Origin of the sequence: Streptomyces sp. NBC_01381, assembly GCF_026340305.1 — a bacterium.
In the GTDB taxonomy this organism is placed as follows: Bacteria; Actinomycetota; Actinomycetes; order Streptomycetales; family Streptomycetaceae; genus Streptomyces.
The window spans coordinates 4,061,755-4,078,727 of sequence record NZ_JAPEPI010000001.1 but is presented as its reverse complement, the minus strand read 5'-3'; the positions used below and the strand labels follow the sequence as shown (position 1 = coordinate 4,078,727).

The 16,973-nt window shown below is 72.8% G+C and carries 10 protein-coding genes; 5 read left to right on the top strand and 5 right to left on the bottom strand.

Translation table 11 applies throughout. The features are described 5' to 3' along the window. Both OG453_RS19025 and OG453_RS19020 read right to left on the bottom strand, forming a co-directional pair. Positions 1 to 441, bottom strand: a complete 441-nt coding sequence (locus OG453_RS19025; RefSeq protein WP_266869116.1) for a roadblock/LC7 domain-containing protein — start codon at positions 439 to 441, stop codon at positions 1 to 3. Further along, positions 438 to 3,446, bottom strand: a complete 3,009-nt coding sequence (locus OG453_RS19020) for a nitrate- and nitrite sensing domain-containing protein (RefSeq protein WP_266869115.1) — start codon at positions 3,444 to 3,446, stop codon at positions 438 to 440. The genes OG453_RS19025 and OG453_RS19020 overlap by 4 nt, the downstream gene beginning before the upstream one ends. Before the next feature lie 441 nt (positions 3,447 to 3,887). Here OG453_RS19020 and OG453_RS19015 point away from each other — a divergent pair, with 441 nt between their 5' ends. Further along, positions 3,888 to 4,409, top strand: a complete 522-nt coding sequence (locus OG453_RS19015; protein WP_266869114.1) for a hypothetical protein — start codon at positions 3,888 to 3,890, stop codon at positions 4,407 to 4,409. Between the two features lie 49 nt (positions 4,410 to 4,458). Here OG453_RS19015 and OG453_RS19010 read toward each other — a convergent pair whose 3' ends face one another. Both OG453_RS19010 and OG453_RS19005 read right to left on the bottom strand, forming a co-directional pair. After that, on the bottom strand, positions 4,459 to 5,634 hold the full coding sequence (locus OG453_RS19010) for an NAD(P)/FAD-dependent oxidoreductase (protein ID WP_266869113.1): 1,176 nt from the start codon (positions 5,632 to 5,634) through the stop codon (positions 4,459 to 4,461). Then, positions 5,631 to 5,951, bottom strand: a complete 321-nt coding sequence (locus OG453_RS19005; protein ID WP_266869112.1) for a bifunctional 3-phenylpropionate/cinnamic acid dioxygenase ferredoxin subunit — start codon at positions 5,949 to 5,951, stop codon at positions 5,631 to 5,633. The genes OG453_RS19010 and OG453_RS19005 overlap by 4 nt, the downstream gene beginning before the upstream one ends. Before the next feature lie 204 nt (positions 5,952 to 6,155). On the opposite strand from OG453_RS19005, the gene OG453_RS19000 reads away from it, so the two are divergent. The 4 genes from OG453_RS19000 to OG453_RS18985 all read left to right on the top strand — a co-directional run bounded on the left by OG453_RS19000 (position 6,156) and on the right by OG453_RS18985 (position 12,038). Continuing rightward, positions 6,156 to 6,998, top strand: a complete 843-nt coding sequence (locus OG453_RS19000; RefSeq protein WP_266869110.1) for an IclR family transcriptional regulator — start codon at positions 6,156 to 6,158, stop codon at positions 6,996 to 6,998. A 338-nt stretch (positions 6,999 to 7,336) separates the two neighbouring features. Then, entirely contained in the window at positions 7,337 to 8,422 is a 1,086-nt protein-coding gene (locus OG453_RS18995) for an S-(hydroxymethyl)mycothiol dehydrogenase (RefSeq protein WP_266869109.1), read from the top strand. Continuing rightward, positions 8,419 to 10,887, top strand: coding sequence for an FAD-dependent oxidoreductase (locus tag OG453_RS18990; protein ID WP_266869108.1), 2,469 nt, complete (start codon positions 8,419 to 8,421; stop codon positions 10,885 to 10,887). The genes OG453_RS18995 and OG453_RS18990 overlap by 4 nt, the downstream gene beginning before the upstream one ends. Beyond that, on the top strand, positions 10,884 to 12,038 hold the full coding sequence (locus OG453_RS18985; protein ID WP_266869107.1) for an aromatic ring-hydroxylating dioxygenase subunit alpha: 1,155 nt from the start codon (positions 10,884 to 10,886) through the stop codon (positions 12,036 to 12,038). The genes OG453_RS18990 and OG453_RS18985 overlap by 4 nt, the downstream gene beginning before the upstream one ends. A gap of 33 nt (positions 12,039 to 12,071) precedes the next feature. Here OG453_RS18985 and OG453_RS18980 read toward each other — a convergent pair whose 3' ends face one another. Beyond that, positions 12,072 to 16,904 (bottom strand): hypothetical protein, encoded by a 4,833-nt coding sequence (locus OG453_RS18980; protein ID WP_266869106.1) that lies wholly within the window; start codon positions 16,902 to 16,904, stop codon positions 12,072 to 12,074. Positions 16,905 to 16,973 lie beyond the last annotated feature (69 nt).

The window sequence follows — 16,973 nt, the reverse complement described above, 5'->3', positions numbered from 1 at the left end:
CTACCCTCCCGTGGGCAGGTCGGTGCGCGGCGCCGAACCCAGATGCACACCCACCCTCTTGACCAGCAGCGTCATTTCGTACGCGACCAGACCTACGTCGGAGTCCGCGTCCGAGAGGACAGCGAGACAGCTGCCGTCGCCCGCGGCCGTGACGAAGAGGAAGGCGTCGTCGAGCTCCACCACGGTCTGGCGGACCCTGCCCGCCTCGAAATGGCGTCCGACGCCCTTGGCCAGGCTGTGGAACCCCGAGGCGACGGCCGCGAGATGCTCACTGTCCTCCCTGGTCAGGTCCTTCGATACGCCGGTCGGCAGGCCGTCGCCGGAGAGCACGAGCGCCCTGCGGATGCTGGCGACCCGCTGCACCAGGTCGTCGAGGAGCCAGTTCAGCTCTCCCGATCCTCCGGGCATGGCGATGCGTGCGTCGGCCTTCGGTGCGGTCATCGACCGTCCCCCTCAGATGTCGTTCCTGGTGCTGTGCCGTCGGAGGCGTCGTCGCCCGCGGCGTTCTCTTCACGGCCGCGCTGCCAGCCACGCTGGAGCGATGCCATCCGGCTGCGTACCTCGTCGGCGTCGCGCTCCTGCGGCCTGGTCCCGGCCGTCGGTGCGCGCTCCGGGCGCTGATCGGGACCGTCCTTCAGTTGAGGCGCGAGGTTGGCCTGACGGACGCGCCGGGGCAGTCCGCCGGGAGCTTGGGTGGGCACTTGTCCGGCGTCGGGTGACGGCGCGGGGCGCACTGGGGTCTCCGTGGGCTCCGCGCGCCGGCTGCGCCTGGGGAGCTCCGGCTGCGTCTTGTCGGACGCGGTGACGTCGCGGTGCGGGGGCGACAGATCGGGCCAGGCGGACTGCGGTTCGGGACGGCGCGGCAGGTCGACGGCGTCCGTCGCGGTACGGCCGCGCAGCCGGCTCGGCAGCTCAGGAACGACCGGCTCGGGGGGGCCGCCCTCGGCGTCGGAGCCGCTGTCCCGTACCGGGAGATCGGCGTTCACGGCACCGCCCTGGGGACGTCCCACGGGGGTGTTCTCCACCGCGATGCCGCCCTGGGGGCGGCCCACCGGGCTCTCCGGGGCCGCTTCGTCCTCCGCGGCCGTGCCCCGGTTCCTGGTGTGCGTCACGGGGCGGCCGTGCGAGGAGACCAGCTTCGGGGTCCTGCGGCGGGGCAGCGGCACCGGATCGGTGGGGTGGCCCTCGTCCGCGGGGTCGTCGTCCGGGGGCGAGTCGTCGGGGCGTACGGGTTCACGCTGGCCGGCCTCCCGCTCGTCGCGGGCCTGCTGGTGCTGCTCGTCTCCGGGGACCCCGGCGACGCGGCGGCGAGGGCGGAAGAGGCCGCCGCGCTCGCTGTCCTCGTCCCCCAGGGCTCCGGGGAAGCCGTCGAGGTCCGCCATGCCGACGGGCGCCTCCAGCTCGACCGGACCGTCGAGGATGGACGCGGGCAACCCGGGCAGCTGGACGGGCACTTGACCGAGGGCCGCCGCCTTGTCGCCCGCCTTGTCGCGGTTCACGGCGTCCTTGGCCTGCCGCCGGTCGAGCCGGAATCCGATGCCGTTCGTGTCCGGTACGTCGTCGGTGAGCAGCGTCTCGGGGATGAACACGACGGCGGTGGTCCCGCCGTACGGAGAGGGCTGCAGGGAGACGCGTACGCGCTGTCGCTGGGCGAGGCGGCTCACTACGAAGAGGCCGAGCCGGTCGGTGTCGGAGAGTTCGAACTCCGGGGTCTCGGCGAGGCGGAGGTTGGCGTCCAGGAGCGCGTCGGCGGCCATGCCGAGCCCCCGGTCGTGAATCTCCAGGGTGAAGCCGTTGGCGACGTGCTCCCCGAGGACCTGCACCGCGGTGTGCGGGGGCGAGAACACCGTGGCGTTCTCCAGGAGTTCGGCCATCAGGTGGGTGAGGTCGGCGACCGCGGGTCCCGTGACGGCGATGCGCGGCAGGCGGCGCACCTCGATGCGTTCGTAGTCCTCGACCTCGGCGACGGCTGCGCGGACGACGTCCATGAGCTGGACGGGCTTGCGCCACTGCCGCGAGGGGGCGGCGCCGGAGAGGATCACGAGACCCTCGGCGTGCCGCCGCATACGGGTCGTCAGGTGGTCGAGGCGGAAGAGGTCGGCGAGCTCGTCCGTGTCCTCGGTCCTGCGCTCCATCGTGTCGAGCAGGGTGAGCTGCTTGTGCAGGAGCACCTGGCTGCGCCGTGCGAGGTTGACGAACACCTCGGAGACGCCGCGGCGCAGGTCTGCCTGTTTCACGGTGGCCTCGACCGCGGCGCGCTGCAGGGTGTTGAGCGCCTGGCCTACCTGGCCGATCTCGTCCTTCTCGTACGTCAGGCGGGGCGCCTCGGTCTCCACGTCGACCTGTTCGCCGGCCGCGAGGCGGCGCAGCACGCCGGGCAACCGGACGCCGGACGCCTCGTGGGCCTCCAGGCGCAGTCGGCGCAGGTCACGGACGAGGCTGCGGCCGATGCGCAGGGACATGAAGACCGAGAACAGCAGCGCGAGCAGACCGAACACACCGGCTACGGCGACCCGGATGATCACGCCGACGGCCACCGGCTCGACGCGCTCCTGCAGGCGGTCGCTCGCCGCGTCGCCGCGTTCGGCGAGGTCCTTGAGCGCCTTGCCCGCCGCGGCGTCCCAGCGCGCCGAAGTGACCACGCGCGGCGTGCCGGCCGCGGACTCGGCCACGGCTTTCTCGGCGCCCCGCAGCTGGGTCGTCTCGGCGCCGTTCCAGTAGCGCTCGTAGTGGCCTCGCTCGTCCTCGGGCAGCTGGCCGAGGCTGACCTCGTACAGCAGCGTGCGCTGGGCCCGCAGGTCGGCGATCTCCCGGATCTCGGCCTTGGTGACGCGGCGGGCCACGAGCGCGGAGCCGAGCAACGCGTCCTCGCGGGAGAGCAGTTCACGCGCGCGTGCCACTCCGACGAGAGCGCGGCCCTGCCGGTCGAGCTTCGCGTCGTCGAGGCCCTGGAGGGTCATCAGGAAGCCGTAGCAGGGGTCGATCAGCTTCGTGTACATCTTGAGCGCGCCGGCGCGGGTGATGGTGCCCTCTTCGACCGTGCGGCGCAGCGACTCGATGCCGTCGAAGGCGTCGAGGATCGAGGCGAGCCGGTCGGCGGACTGTCCGGACACCCCGTCGCGTACGTCCGGGTCCTTGGCCCGCTGCCTCACCTGGGCGACCATGTCGTCGGTGGCGGCGCGGCTGCGGCGCAGCGCGGCGAGCGCGTCGGAGGCCCGGGGGTCGGCGAGATAGACGAGGGTCTGGCGGCGCTCCTGCTGGACGACCTGGGCGGTGTCGTCGACCGGGTAGCCGATCGTGTCGACGAGGTTCGCGACGTCGATCAGATTCTTGGCCGACTGACCGGTGACGTAGGTGGCGAAGCCCCACAACGCGGTCAGCGAAATGAGCGGCACCAGCAGCAATGCCACGATCTTCCGGCGGATGGACTTCCCGCGAAAGCGCATGGCCTCCCCCAGATCGGCCCCCTGCGGCCGCGCTATGGCCAGGGGCACACATGTGCGTCAACAAACGGCGTGAGCCTACTACCGACCCAGGGGCAACTCGAAGGCACGTCCGGACGGATTTCAGCCGTGACGCGAAAGAGACGTCCGAAGTTGTCCCTCCATTACGGGAGATTGCATCCCGCGTGTGGCACATGCCACTGGGCACAATCCCCCTTGCGGATGTGCCCAGTTGGCCGGATCTCTTCGCTTTGCCGAAGCCGTTCGGGAATCTTCCGGGGCGCTCGTTCGTCTGTCAGTAAGGGAGTTGAGGACAGCGTGCGCCGAGACCGCATGCCGTGCCGAGGTGGCGTAAAGCCGAGCATTTCGGGCAGCCACTGAGGGGCCAGGTCCGATGACATCTCAGCGAGTGGGCCACGGGGCAGCGGGGGGAGTGACGAGTTGATGGGCACGGCGGAGCGCCAGCGGGCGCCTGAGCAGCAGCACGGCGGGCGTCGGGACGACGCGGCTGCGGAGGAGTCGTACGGCGCGGCTTCGGAGGAGTCGTACGGCGCGGTCGGTGATGACGGCGAGCGTCGCAGGGAGTTGTGGATCGAGGAGCCGGCACGCAGGCGGCGGCTACCGGATCCGGTGCGTACGGCCGCCGTGCGCGCCGTCATCATCGTGTCGCTGACGTTGATACAGGCGATGATCGCGTTCCTGAGCGCGCTGGCGGGATCCTGGCTGTCCTTCCCGATGGTGCTCAGCAGTGTGGCCAGCACCGTGGTCGCCACCTGGGGCGTGCTCGACGTGTGGGTGACTCGGCAGGTGTACAACCAGCGGCACGGAGTGGTGTCGGTGCCCAGCAGCACGGCACGCAGGCTGCGGCGTGAGCGGCGCCGGGCCCGCAGGCAGGCGCGGGCCGCGGCGCGCGGCAAGGAGCGCATACGGAGTCGGGGCGGGGCGGGGCAGCTGTCCCATTCCTGAGCTGTCCCCTTCCTGAGGGGCCGAAGGGGCGAGGGCCGCCCCCAGCCGCTCACACCCCGGCAGGCACCCCCGCCGGCTCCGCGGCGCCCGCCGCCAGTGCGCGTCGCATCCGCATGAACGGGCGTGGCCGGTCGACGGCGAGGACCGCCGTGGTCCGCCCCTCCCGCTCGTACGCGACGAGGAAGCCGCCCTCGTCCGGCGAGCCCTCGACCAGGCGCACGGTGTCGTCGGCCCGCCGCAGGCCCGCGAACTGGATGCGGGAGCCGTACTGGTCGGACCAGAAGTACGGCAGCGGGCGGACCGTTTCGACGGTGCTCGCGGCCAGCAAGTTGCGTACGGCGACGCGGGGTTGCTCGGTGGCGCTCGTCCAGTGCTCGGCGCGCTTGCCGCCGACGCGGGCCACGTCACCCACGGCGACCACGTGCGGCAGCCCGGTGACACAGCCGTCGTCGCAGAGGACCCCGTCGTCCAGGGCGAGGGTCGAGCCCGCGAGCCAGCCGGTGTTGGGGGTGGCCCCGATGCCGACGACGACCACGTCGGCGGGGAGCAGCCTGCCGTCGGACAACTCCACCGCGCGGACGGCGGTGTCGCCGCGCAATGCCGCCACGCCCGTGCCGGTCAGCAGCGTCGTGCCGCCGCGTGCGTGCAGTCCCGCGCACACCGCGGCCATCTCCGGGCCGAGTTGCGGGAGCAGCGGCAGCGGAGCGGCCTCGACGACCGTCACGTCGTGCCCGAGCGCCACGCACGAGGACGCGGTCTCGGCGCCGATGAATCCCCCGCCGATCACGACGACCCGCTGCGGTCCTGCGGCCAGTTCGGCGCGCAGGGCGCGGGCGTCGTCCAGCGTGCGCAGCGTGTGCACGCCCGCGAGGCCGGGCCCCGGCAGACGGCGGGCGGACGCCCCGGTGGCGATGACCACGCCGTCGCTCGGGACGGTCCTGCCGTCGTCGAGGAGGACGGTGCGGCCGCGCGGGTCGAGGCCGCGGGCGCGCGTCCCGAGCAGCCACTCGGCGGCGAGTTCGGCCGTCTCCTCGCCGTCGGTGAGGGCCAGCTGGGCCTCGCCCGACCTGCCGGTGAGGAAGTCCTTGGAGAGCGGGGGCCTGTCGTACGGCTGGTGCGGCTCGTCGCCGACGATCACGAGCCGGCCGTCGAATCCCTGGGCGCGCAGCTCACGCGCCGCGTAGAGCCCGGCGAGCGAGGCGCCCACCACGGTGATGGTCCTCATGCGGCGGAGCCCTCCTCGGCTGCCAGGTGGACATGGATCGTTCCGTCGTCGACGCTCACCCGGTGGGTGCGCACGGCGCGGCGTGCCGGCAGGCAGGTCGGCTGCCCGGTACGGAGATCGAATGAGGCGGCATGCAGCGGGCATTCGACCAGACAGCCTTCGAGCCACCCCTCGGAGAGAGAGGCGTCCTGGTGGCTGCAGGTGTCGTCGATGGCGTAGATCTCGCCCTCGGCGTTGAACACCGCGATGGGCGGTGTGGTGTCGACACGGACGGATTCGCCCACGGGGAGGTCTTCAAGGCGGCAGACGGGAATCATGGGCCCCCCTCTCTTGATCTCTCTCGTAGATCTCGCTGGCCCGGTCCTGAGACCTTCTCGGTACAGGACCCTTCGGTAACATGATGTTTCACATGGCGCACGAGGGAGCGCTATGCGCAACAGAATCCGGGCGGGACGCCCACCGCGTCAAGGGCTTCCCGCAGATGCGGCTTCAAGAGGCCGCAAGGTGGTGAGAGTTGAGATATGACCCGTACGCGGAAACAGCCTGATCAGAACGAGGAGCCGCCCGAGAACGAGCCCGGGGAGTCACGCGAGAAGCAGCAGAAGGCGGCCCCCGGGTCCGTCCAGTCCGTGGACCGCGCCGTGAGCGTCCTGGAGATACTCGCCCGGCTCGGCGAGGCCGGGGTCACCGAGATCGCCGACGAGCTGGGGGTGCACAAGTCGACGGCCTTCCGGCTCCTCGGCGTCCTGGAGAACCGCGGTCTGGTCGGCCAGGCGAAGGACCGCGGCAAGTACTTCCTGGGCGCCGGCGTACTGCGCCTCGCGGGGGCGGCGGCAGTGCGTCTGGACATCTCCCAGGAGGGCGGCCCGGTCTGCCGTGAGCTCGCCGACGAGCTGGGCGAGACGGTCAACATCGCGATCCTCGACGACGACGCCGCGGTCAACATCATGCAGGCCCGCGGCCCGGCGTCCGTGACCGCGCAGAACTGGCTGGGCAGACGCACTCCGCTGCACGCCACGTCCAGCGGCAAGATCCTTCTGGCCCACCTGCCGACGACGCTGCGCGAGGGGCTTGTCGCCCGTACGCTGCCGCGCCTGACCGAGCACACGGTCACCGGCACGGTGGCGCTGCGCGGCGAGCTGGAGGCCGTCGTCGAGCAGGGGTACGCCATCGCCGTGGAGGAGCTGGAGGTGGGCCTGGCCGCCGTCGCCGCCCCGGTGCGCGCGCACGACGGCAAGGTCATCGGGGCGCTCAGCGCGTCGGGGCCGGTGTACCGCCTGACCGACGAACGGCTGACCGAGCTCGCCAAGCGCACGGTCGTCGCGGCGGTGGAGCTCTCGCGGCGGATGGGCTACGGCTTCTGAGGGACCCGTACTGGACACGGAGGACGAGGGCGGAACCGGGGATTCCTGGTTCCGCCCTCGTCGCGTTCCGCACGCGCCCTCGCCACGTTTCCGCACGCGCCCTCGTCGCGTTCCGCGCGCGCCCTCGTCGCGTTTCGGCACAAGCGCCGTCGCGTTCCCGCACGCGCCCCCGTCACGAATCCGCATCCGCCCCGGTCGCGTGTCGATCGTGTTTCGCCGTGCCCGGCCGATTTTCCGAGGCTTAACTCCAACCCCTTGACGGCCTCTTGATGGCGTTCTCACTATGTCTCTCATAGCGCAACCCGTCGTGCAGTGCGCAACAGCAGAGGAGCCTGGCCGTGCCACACGAGGTCCGTGCCGTCGTCGCCGTGAAGAAGGGCGCACCCGTCGAGGTGCAGACGATCGTCGTGCCAGATCCCGGACCGGGAGAGGTACTCGTTTCCGTGCAGGCCTGCGGGGTCTGCCACACGGATCTGCACTACCGGGAGGGCGCGATCAACGACGACTTCCCGTTCCTGCTCGGCCATGAGGCGGCCGGCACCATCGAGGCGGTCGGCGACGACGTCACCGATCTCCGCCCCGGCGACTACGTGGTCATCGCCTGGCGCGCCCCCTGCGGAGCCTGCCGCTCCTGTCTGCGCGGCCGCCCCTGGTACTGCTTCGACTCGCGCAACGCCGCCCAGCCGATGACCCTCCTGGACGGCACCCCCCTGAGCCCCGCCCTCGGCATCGGCGCCTTCGCCGAGAAGACCCTGGTCGCCGCCGGGCAGGCGGTGAAGGTCGACCCGGCGGCCCGCCCCGAGGCCGCCGGGCTCATCGGCTGCGGGGTGATGGCCGGGTACGGGGCCGCCGTGAACACCGGCCGGGTCGGCCGCGGCGACACCGTGGCCGTCATCGGCTGCGGCGGGGTCGGCAACGCCGCGATCGCCGGCGCCTCGCTCGCCGGGGCCCGCCGCGTCATCGCCGTCGACATCGACGAGGGCAAGCTCGACGGCGCGACCCGGTTCGGCGCCACGCACACCGTCAACTCCCGCGGCACGGACCCCGTCGACGCAGTGCGCGAGCTGACCGGCGGCTTCGGCGTCGACGTCGCGATCGACGCGGTCGGCCGCCCGGAGACGTACAGACAGGCCTTCTACATGCGCGATCACGCGGGCGTCCTTGTCCAGGTCGGCGTGCCCGACCCGGAGATGACGATCGACCTGCCGCTGATCGACCTGTTCTCGCGCGGCGGCGCCCTCAAATCCTCCTGGTACGGCGACTGCCTGCCGAGCCGTGACTTCCCGATCCTCATCGACCAGTACCTCAGCCGCAGGCTCGACCTGGGCGGATTCGTCTCCGAGACCATCGCGCTCGACCAGGTCGAGGAGGCGTTCGGCAGGATGCGGCGCGGCGAGGTCCTGCGTTCGGTGGTGGTCCTGTGACCACGCAGACCACAGCTCCCCGCGTCGTCGTCATCGGCGCCGGCATCGTCGGCTGCTCCCTCGCCGACGAGCTGACCGCCCGCGGCTGGACCGACGTCACCGTCCTCGAACAGGGGCCGCTGCCCGCCCCCGGCGGCTCCACGTCGCACGCCCCCGGGCTCGTCTTCCAGACGGGACCGTCCAAGACGCTGACCGCCTTCGCGACGTACACGGTCCAGAAGTTCGGGTCCCTCGAAGTGGACGGCCTCTCCTGCTTCAACCCGGTCGGCGGCCTCGAACTCGCCACCACCGACGAACGCTGGGCCGACCTGCACCGCAAGGCCGGATACGCCGCGTCCTGGGGGATCCGAGCGGAACTGGTCTCGCCCGCGCGGTGCAAGGAGATGTGGCCGCTCATCGACGAGAGCCGGGTCATCGGCGGTCTGCACACCCCCGACGACGGGCTCGCCCGCGCCGTGCTCGCCTGCCGCGCGCAGATCGAGCGGGCACGCGCGCGTGGAGCCCGTTTTCTCGACCGGCACACCGTGACGGGCATCGAGCGGGAGGACGGCCCCAACGGCCCCACAGGTGGCCGCGTCACCGCCGTCGTCACCGACCGGGGCACCTTCCCCGCCGACCACGTGGTGTCGGCCGCCGGCTTCTGGGGCCCGGTGATCGGGCGGATGGCCGGGATCGACATACCGCTGCTCCCCCTCGCGCACCAGTACGCGAAGACGGAGCCGCTGCCCGGGCTCGCGGGCGTCAACGACCCGCGCACGGAGGCGTCGAGGCCGATCCTGCGCTTCCAGGACCGCGATCTGTACTTCCGCGAGCACACCGACCGCATCGGCATCGGCTCCTATGCCCACCGGCCGCTGCCCGTCGACGCGTTCACCGTCCCGGCGTACGACGACGCCGATGAGATGCCGTCCTCGTACCCCTTCACCGAGGAGGACTTCGCGCCGAGCTGGGAGGACTGCCGTTGGCTGCTGCCGGCGCTGCGCGACACCGAGGTCGCCGAGGGCTTCAACGGCGTCTTCTCCTTCACCCCGGACGGCATGCCGGTGCTCGGCGAATCCCGTGCGCTGCGCGGTTTCTGGCTGGCCGAGGCGGTGTGGGTGACGCACTCCGCGGGTGTCGCGAAGGCCGTCGCGGAGTGGATGGTCGACGGGCGGCCCTCCATCGACGTACACGACTGTGATCTCACGCGCTTCGAGGACGCCCAGCGCTCTCCCGCGTACGTCGCCGACCGGGGCGCACAGCAGTTCGTCGAGGTCTACGACGTCCTGCATCCGCTGCAGCCGATGGAGCAGCCCCGGCCGCTGCGGGTCAGTCCCTTCTACGCCCGTCAGCAGGAGCTCGGCGCGGTCTTCCTGGAGGGCGGCGGCTGGGAGCGTCCGCACTGGTACGAGGCGAACGCCCCGCTCGCCGCGGGCGTCGAGGTACCCGAGCGCGACGCCTGGTCGGCCCGCCACTGGTCGCCGATCGCGGCCGCCGAAGCGAAGGCCACGCGCGAGAAGGTCGCCCTCTACGACATGACGCCGCTGCGCCGCCTTGAGGCGTCCGGCCCTGGAGCGCTCGACTTCCTGCAGCGCATGACCTCCAACAACCTGGCCAAGAAGCCCGGTTCGGTGACGTACACGCTGCTCCTGGACGAGGCGGGCGGCATCCGGTCCGACCTCACCGTGGCCCGCCTCGCGCCCGACCGCTTCCAGGTGGGCGCCAACTCCCCCGCCGACCTGGACTGGCTCCTGCGCCACGCCCCGGACGGCGTCCACCTGCGGGACATCACATCGGGCACCTGCTGCATCGGCGTGTGGGGGCCGCTCGCCCGCGAGCTCGTCCAGCCGCTCACCCGCGACGACTTCTCACACGAGGGGTTCGGCTATTTCAAGGCCAAGGAGACGTACATCGGGCATGTCCCGGTGACGGCGATGCGCCTGTCGTACGTCGGCGAGCTGGGCTGGGAGCTGTACACCGGCGCCGACACCGGACTCCGGCTCTGGGACACACTCTGGGAGGCGGGGCAGCGGCACGGCGTGATCGCCGCGGGACGGTCCGCGTTCAACAGCCTGCGCCTGGAGAAAGGTTACCGCGCCTGGGGCCACGACATGACCACCGAGCACGACCCGTACGAGGCGGGCGTCGGCTTCGCCGTCCGGATGAACAAGGGCGATTTCATGGGGCGTTCGGCTCTGGAGGCGAAGGGGACCCCGGAGCGCAGGCTCACCGCGCTGCTGCTCGACGACCCGGCCGCCGTCGTCCTCGGGAAGGAGCCCGTGTCCATCGACGGGGCCGGGGTCCCCGCCGGGTATGTCACCAGCGCCTCGTACGGCTACACGCTGGGCCGTTGCGTCGCGTACGCCTGGCTGCCGCCGCTGGAGGCGGGCACCGGCACGCACATCGAGTACTTCGGCGAGAAGGTTCCCGCGACCGTCGCCGAGGAGCCGCTGTTCGACCCGAAGATGACCCGCATCCGCCGATGACCGCCTGTCCGCCGTTGGAGGAGTACGCCACCGTGACGACGACCCCCATCTCCGACAGCCTCGTCTCGACGCTGCCGGGCCACTTCTACACGGATCCGGAGATCTTCCGGCAGGAGCAGGAGCGCGTCTTCGAGTCCCTCTGGTTCTGCGCGGTGCGCTCCGCCGACCTCGACAAGCCCGGCGCCTACCGCACCGTCCAGATCGGCCGCGAGAGCGTCCTGGTCACCAGGTCCCGCACCGGGGAGCTGCGGGCCTTCCTGAACATCTGCCGGCACCGTGGCGCCCGCCTCTGCACCGAGGAGTCGGGCGAGGTGCGCCGCAACCTGCAATGCCCGTACCACGCATGGACGTACGACCTCGACGGCAAGCTGATCGCCGCGCCCAACCTGGTGAAGATGCCCGACGTCGACCGAACCGCGTACAGCCTGGTCAAGGTCGCCCTGCGGGAGTGGCTCGGCTACGCCTGGGTGTGCCTGGCCGATGAGCCGCCCTCCTTCGAGGAGACCGTCGTCGGGGCGGCGGTGGAGCGGCTGGGCGACGCGGCGTCCATCGAGCGGTACGGGACCGAGGGGCTCGCCCTCGGCAAGCGCGTCACGTACGACGTGCGCGCCAACTGGAAGCTCATCGTCGAGAACTTCATGGAGTGCTATCACTGCGCGACCATCCACCCCGAACTGACCGAGGTCCTGCCGGAGTTCGCCGACGGGTTCGCCGCCCAGTACTACGTAGGCCACGGCGCCTCGTTCGGCGACGAGGTCAGGGGATTCACCGTCGACGGCAGCGCGGGCTTCGGCCGGCTGCCCTCCGTCGCCGACGACCAGGACCGCCGCTACTACGCGATCACCATCAAGCCGACCGTCTTCGTGAACCTCGTCCCCGACCATGTGATCCTGCACCGGATGTTCCCCCTTGCCGAGGACCGCACGGTCGTCGAGTGCGACTGGCTGTACGCACCCGACGTCGTCGCCTCCGGCGCCGATCTCGGCAAGTCCGTCGAGCTCTTCCACCGGGTCAACGAACAGGACTTCGCGGCCTGCGAGCGCACCCAGCCCGCGATGGCGTCACGCGCCTATCGCGGGGGCGGGGTGCTGGTGCCCACCGAGCATCACATCGGGATCTTCCACCAGTGGCTGGCGGAGCGGCTGTCCTAGGAAGTCGTCCTGCTCCTAAGAAGTCGTCCTGTCCTAAGAAGCTGTCGCGGGCCTCTTGTACATCCGCGTCGCCGTGATCTCCCCGTGCACCGTCTCCTCGGCCGGGTCCTGCTGCGGCAGGCCCGGCCGCAGGTGCTCCTCGACGCTGATGTACTTCAGGCCCGCCCTCAGATCGGCGTCGTTGCGCAAGCGGATGACCAGCGGGAACTCGGCGAGCGCGGTCGTGTCGAACAGGCCCGTGGTGTAGAGCAGCTGCACACCGAGCGCGTCCGACACGGCCCTCTGGAGCTCCAGGAGATACGTCGCGTTGGCTCGGCCGATGGGGTTGTCGAGGAACAGCGTGCCGGCGTGCCGGTGCTTGTCGCGGCCCCGGTCGTTGCTGCGCAGCGCGGCCATCGTGCAGTACAGGGCGATGGCCGCGGTGAGCAGCTGGCCGCCGGAGAACACGTCGCCCATCTGCCCGACGGGCACCCGCTCGGCACGGAGCACCGCGTCCGGCTTGAGGATCTCCACGGCGATGCCGCGCGGCTCCAGGGCGGCCTGAACTCCGCGAAGGAGCAAGGACATGCCGTCCCGCCGCAGATCGGAGTTCTTCTTCACGGCCGCCCGCGTGGCCTCGTCGATGACCTCGCCGAGGCGCTCGGTCAGCGTCGTCTGGTCGGGCTCATCGAAGCGGACCCGCAGGAACTCCTGGCCCGACCACTCCCCCAGGCCCTCGGGCAGCTGGGAGAGGCGCTGCGCGGAACGGAGCGTCGCGAGCGAGGACTCGACCAAGCCGCGCAGCCGGTCGACGATGCTGTCGCGGTTGCGCTCCAGCTGCTCCAACTCGTCGGTGAGGACGCGCAGCCGGGGCGCGAAGGCGTCCGCCCACTTCTTGGCGTGCTCCGGCAGCGCGGAGGCGGGCAGTTCGCGGATCTGCTGGCGGGCGGGGGTGCGTACCTGCTCGTAGCGGGTGGAGTTCGCATGGCGTACGAGGATGTCGCTGGCCTCGCGGACGGCGGCCTCGGCGGCCGAGAGGTCGGCGGAGCAGCCGCGCAGCGAGCGGCGGGTCTCGGCCGCCGACTGGCGAGCCTCTTCGAGGGAGCCGGGGAACGGCTCGGGCTCTTCGGCCCCCTCCTCGTCCTGATGCTCACGCAGCAGGTCACGCAGGAGCGCGGCCGTTTCATCGAAGCCGCCTGCGGCGTCCTCGGTGGCGCGGTGGGAGTGCAGCAGGGCGGCGTGCGCGTCCTTGGCCTGGGTCAGCGCATCGGTGTGGGCGGCCAGTTCGCCGGTGGCGGTGCGCAGGAGACTCTGCGCCTGCTCGGCGTCGGCGGGCACGAGGTCTTCGGGGAGCTCGGTGTGCGCGTCGCCGTCCTCGGGGGCGAGCCGCTCGGCCTCGCCGCGGAGCCTGCCGAGCTGCTCGCTCGCGGTGGACGCGCGGGTCTCGATGAGCTGGACCTGGGCTTCCGCGCGGGCGGAAGCGGCCTGCCGGGACGGTCCGTCGGAGCCGTCCGTGCCTTCGAGGAGCAGGGCGGCGCGGGTGCGGACCTTGTTGCTGAGCCGGTCGAGTTCGGCGAGGGCGCCGCTCTCGTCGCTCTCCGCGCGGGCCTGCTCGGCGCGCAGGTCGGCGCCGACGCCGACCTTTTCGTAGAGCTGGGACGCGGCGCGGTAGGCCTCGCGCAGGGCGGGCAGCGAGGCCTTGGGGGCGTCGGTGCCCTCCGGCACGTCCTCGGGGGCGCCGGCGATCTCGGCACGTTCGGCGCGCAGGGCGCGGGAGGTGCGGCGGGCGTCGTCGGCGGCGCGCTGGGCGGCGCGGCGGTCCTCGTCGGCGGCGCGGGCGCGGTCCAGGCAGGTCTGGGCGCGGGACTCCGACTCGATGGCGTCGTCGGCGAGTTCGCGCAGCTTGGTCTGCCAGCCGGCCCGCTCGCGGAGCCGGAAGGCGAGCCCCGCCAGGGCGTCGGCGACGCGGCGGGCGCGCTGGGCGGCCTCCTGCCGCTCGTCACGCACGCGTGCCGCTTCGGCGGCCGCCTCGTCGGCCTCGGCGCGGATGCTCCGGGCCTCGGCGAGCTCCGCCTCGGCCTCCTCGGCGAAGGCGCGGGCGCCCCGTGCGGCGGCGGCCAGCTCGTCGAGCCGTCCCGCCGGGCAGCCGGTGCGCCAGGAGGCGATGCGCGCGGCGAGCTCACGGTCCTTGGCGAGGCGGACGGCGAGCGCCCTGATCTCCTCGTCTCGCCGCGCGGCCCGTGCGCGCAGCGTCTGCCGCTCCTCGTCAGCGGCGTGCTCGTCGTGCATGGCGGGGTTCGGCGGTACGAGGAAGACTCCCCCGTCGCTTGCCTCGCCACTCGGCGTGGGGGCGAGGAGGGCCGCGGCGGTGCCGACGGCGACCGCGGAGCGGGGCAGCAGTGCGGCACCGTCGAGGGCTTCGCGGGCGCGTGCGTGGGTGGCCGGGTCGGTGATGACGACGCCGTCGACCAGCTCGGGCCGGGCGGCGAGCACGCGCGCGTGGTCGACCGGGTCGACGGCCTGGGCCAGATAGCGCCAGCCGGGCAGCGCGGGGATGCCGTGCTCGCCGAGGAACTCGACGGTGGCCAGGACGTCGGGGCCCGGCGGCAGCAGTCCGCCGTCACCGAGGGCGCCCAGGATGCGGGAGTCGTCGGCGGCGGCGGTCCGCAGCTCGAAGAGCTGCCGCTCGGCGGAGCCGACGCCGTCCTCGAGGAGCGTGCGCAGGTCGTCGGCGCTGCGGTCCAACTCCGCTACGGAGAGAGGGCCTTCGGCCGGGGAATGAGTGAGGGTGCCTGCGCTCGCCGCCGCGGCCGAGCCGGTCGCAGCGGCGGAGCCCGCGGTGGCGGAGCCCGCGGTGGCGCTGGAGCCGCCGCCCATGCCGGACCCCGCGGCCGCGCCGCGCGCAGCGGCGGAGCCGGGGGCCTCGTCCGCCGGGGAGCCTTCGCCGGTGGCGTCGCCGGAGTGCGCGGTCCCGTTGCCGTCCGTACCCACGCCGCCCCGCACCCCCTGCCGGGGCTGCGGCACCCCTCCTGAGGATCCCCCACCCGGCAGCCCGAGCAGCTCGGCGAGGCGCTCGTCGGCGGCGATCGACTCGGCGGCCCCGCGCTCGGCGTCGTACGCGTGCTCGGCGGCGTCCGCGGCGTCCGACGCGCGGGCCGCGGTGAGTTCGGCGCGGGCCTCGGCGGCGCCCGCCTCCTTGGCGTGCTCGGCGGAGCGCAGCGCGGCCTCGCGGGTGGTCTCCCAGGCGGCGACCGCGGTCTTCTCGGCGTCGCTGGCGGCCAGTGCCGCGCGCGCCGGGTCGGCGTCCGGGGCGGTGTCGTCGAGCCAGCCCGCGCGGACGGCCTCGGCGGTCTCCTGCTCGACCTCGGCCAGGCGCTGGCGCAGGTGCCCGGCCTCGCTGCGGGCGCGCTGGGCCTCGGTCGCGGCGGCGGTGGCGTCGCGGTGGGCGGCCTCGCCGGTCTCCTGGAGTGCGGCCGAGCGCTCCTCCTCCTCGTTGGCGAGCGACTCGGCGCCCTCGGCCGCGGTGTGCAGGACCCGTACGAGATCGGCCGCCGCCTTGGCGCGGGCGGCGAGCGCGGGCGCGGCGTCCCGCTCGGCCTCCAGGATCGCGGCGGCCACGCGCGCGGATCGGTCGGCTGCCGCGCGGTGGCGCAGTACGGCCTCGGCGGCCTGCCAGGCGGAGTGCAGCTGACGCGCGTCGGCCAGCTCGCGACGTTGGGCGGCGGCGGCCTTCTCGGCGACGGTGAGCGCCAACGAGGCGTGCCGGAAGGCGAGTTCGGCGGAGATGAGCGCGGACCTGCCGCGTGCCTGCTCGGCCGTCGTGACGGTGTGCGCGGCCGCGGTGACCCGTTCGGCGAGCTCGGCGGCGCGGCCCCGCTCGGCGACGGCCCGCGCGGAGAGCCGGCGGGCGAGCGTCCGGGTGCGCCGCTCGGCGCCCGCGTGCACGTCACGCGCGCGTGCCCGCGTTTCGGCGGCGTCGACGATCCGCCCGAGCAGATCGACGGACCCGGCGGTGAAGTCCCGCTCGGCGATGAGCTCGGAGCGGCGCCCCAGCTTGTTGCCGAAGCCATGGACCAGGTCGGCGAGGCCGTCCGTGTCGCGGGTGTCCGTGACGGCGCGCAGCAGCAGGTCGGTGAAGTCGGAGTCCTTCTTGACCGCGAAGAGTCCCGCGGCCTCGCCCTCGTCGGCGTTCATCTCGCGCTGGTAGCGGAAGAGTTCGGGGTCAAGGCCCAGGTCGCCGAGGTGTTCGTTCCAGCGGTCGTGGATCTCTTCCCAGTGCACTTCGAGGTGGGGGTACGCCTTGACCGCCTCGGTCAGCGCGTCACGGAAGCCCTTCATGGTGCGCCGCCGCCCCTGGGCGCCCGACGCGCCCTCCGCGGGGGGCCGCACGGCGGTGGACTCGGCGACGGGCAGCGAGTCCAGGCTCATACCGGGTCCTGGCCGGAAGGAGTACCAGGCCTCGGCGAACTTGCGCGGGTCGTTGGAGACCTGCCGCCCGCGCCACTCGCTGACCTTGCCGACCACGACGCACTCGCCGGTCAGGGTGTGCTGCCACTCCAGGGCGACGTGCCCGCAGTCGTCGGCGAGGAGGAACTTGCGCAGGACTCCGGAGCTGGCGCCGCCGAGCGTGTTGCGGTGGCCCGGCAGCATCACCGAGAAGATCAGCTTGAGCAGGACGGACTTGCCGCCGCCGTTCTCCAGGAAGAGCACGCCCGCGGGCGCCGGGCGGCGCGGCGGGCCGACCGGCTCCTCCTCGAAGAACTCCGCCTGGGCGGGCGCGGGGTCGGGCACCTCCGCGCCCACGCCGCGCAGGTCAAGCACGGTGTCGGCGTAGCGCGCACCGGCGGGGCCGATGGAGTAGAGGCGGACCCGGGACAGCTCGTACATGGCGGCGGACTCTCGTCGTAAGTCGTGAGGAACGGCAGGAAGTTAAGGGCGGCGGTGGCGTCGGGAGTG

Coding starts and splice junctions, on each gene's coding strand:
- OG453_RS19025 (WP_266869116.1), bottom strand. CDS start 441: ATGACCGCACCGAAGGCCGACGCACGCATCGCCATGCCCGGAGGATCG.
- OG453_RS19020 (WP_266869115.1), bottom strand. CDS start 3,446: ATGCGCTTTCGCGGGAAGTCCATCCGCCGGAAGATCGTGGCATTGCTG.
- OG453_RS19015 (WP_266869114.1), top strand. CDS start 3,888: ATGGGCACGGCGGAGCGCCAGCGGGCGCCTGAGCAGCAGCACGGCGGG.
- OG453_RS19010 (WP_266869113.1), bottom strand. CDS start 5,634: ATGAGGACCATCACCGTGGTGGGCGCCTCGCTCGCCGGGCTCTACGCG.
- OG453_RS19005 (WP_266869112.1), bottom strand. CDS start 5,951: ATGATTCCCGTCTGCCGCCTTGAAGACCTCCCCGTGGGCGAATCCGTC.
- OG453_RS19000 (WP_266869110.1), top strand. CDS start 6,156: ATGACCCGTACGCGGAAACAGCCTGATCAGAACGAGGAGCCGCCCGAG.
- OG453_RS18985 (WP_266869107.1), top strand. CDS start 10,884: ATGACCGCCTGTCCGCCGTTGGAGGAGTACGCCACCGTGACGACGACC.
- OG453_RS18980 (WP_266869106.1), bottom strand. CDS start 16,904: ATGTACGAGCTGTCCCGGGTCCGCCTCTACTCCATCGGCCCCGCCGGT.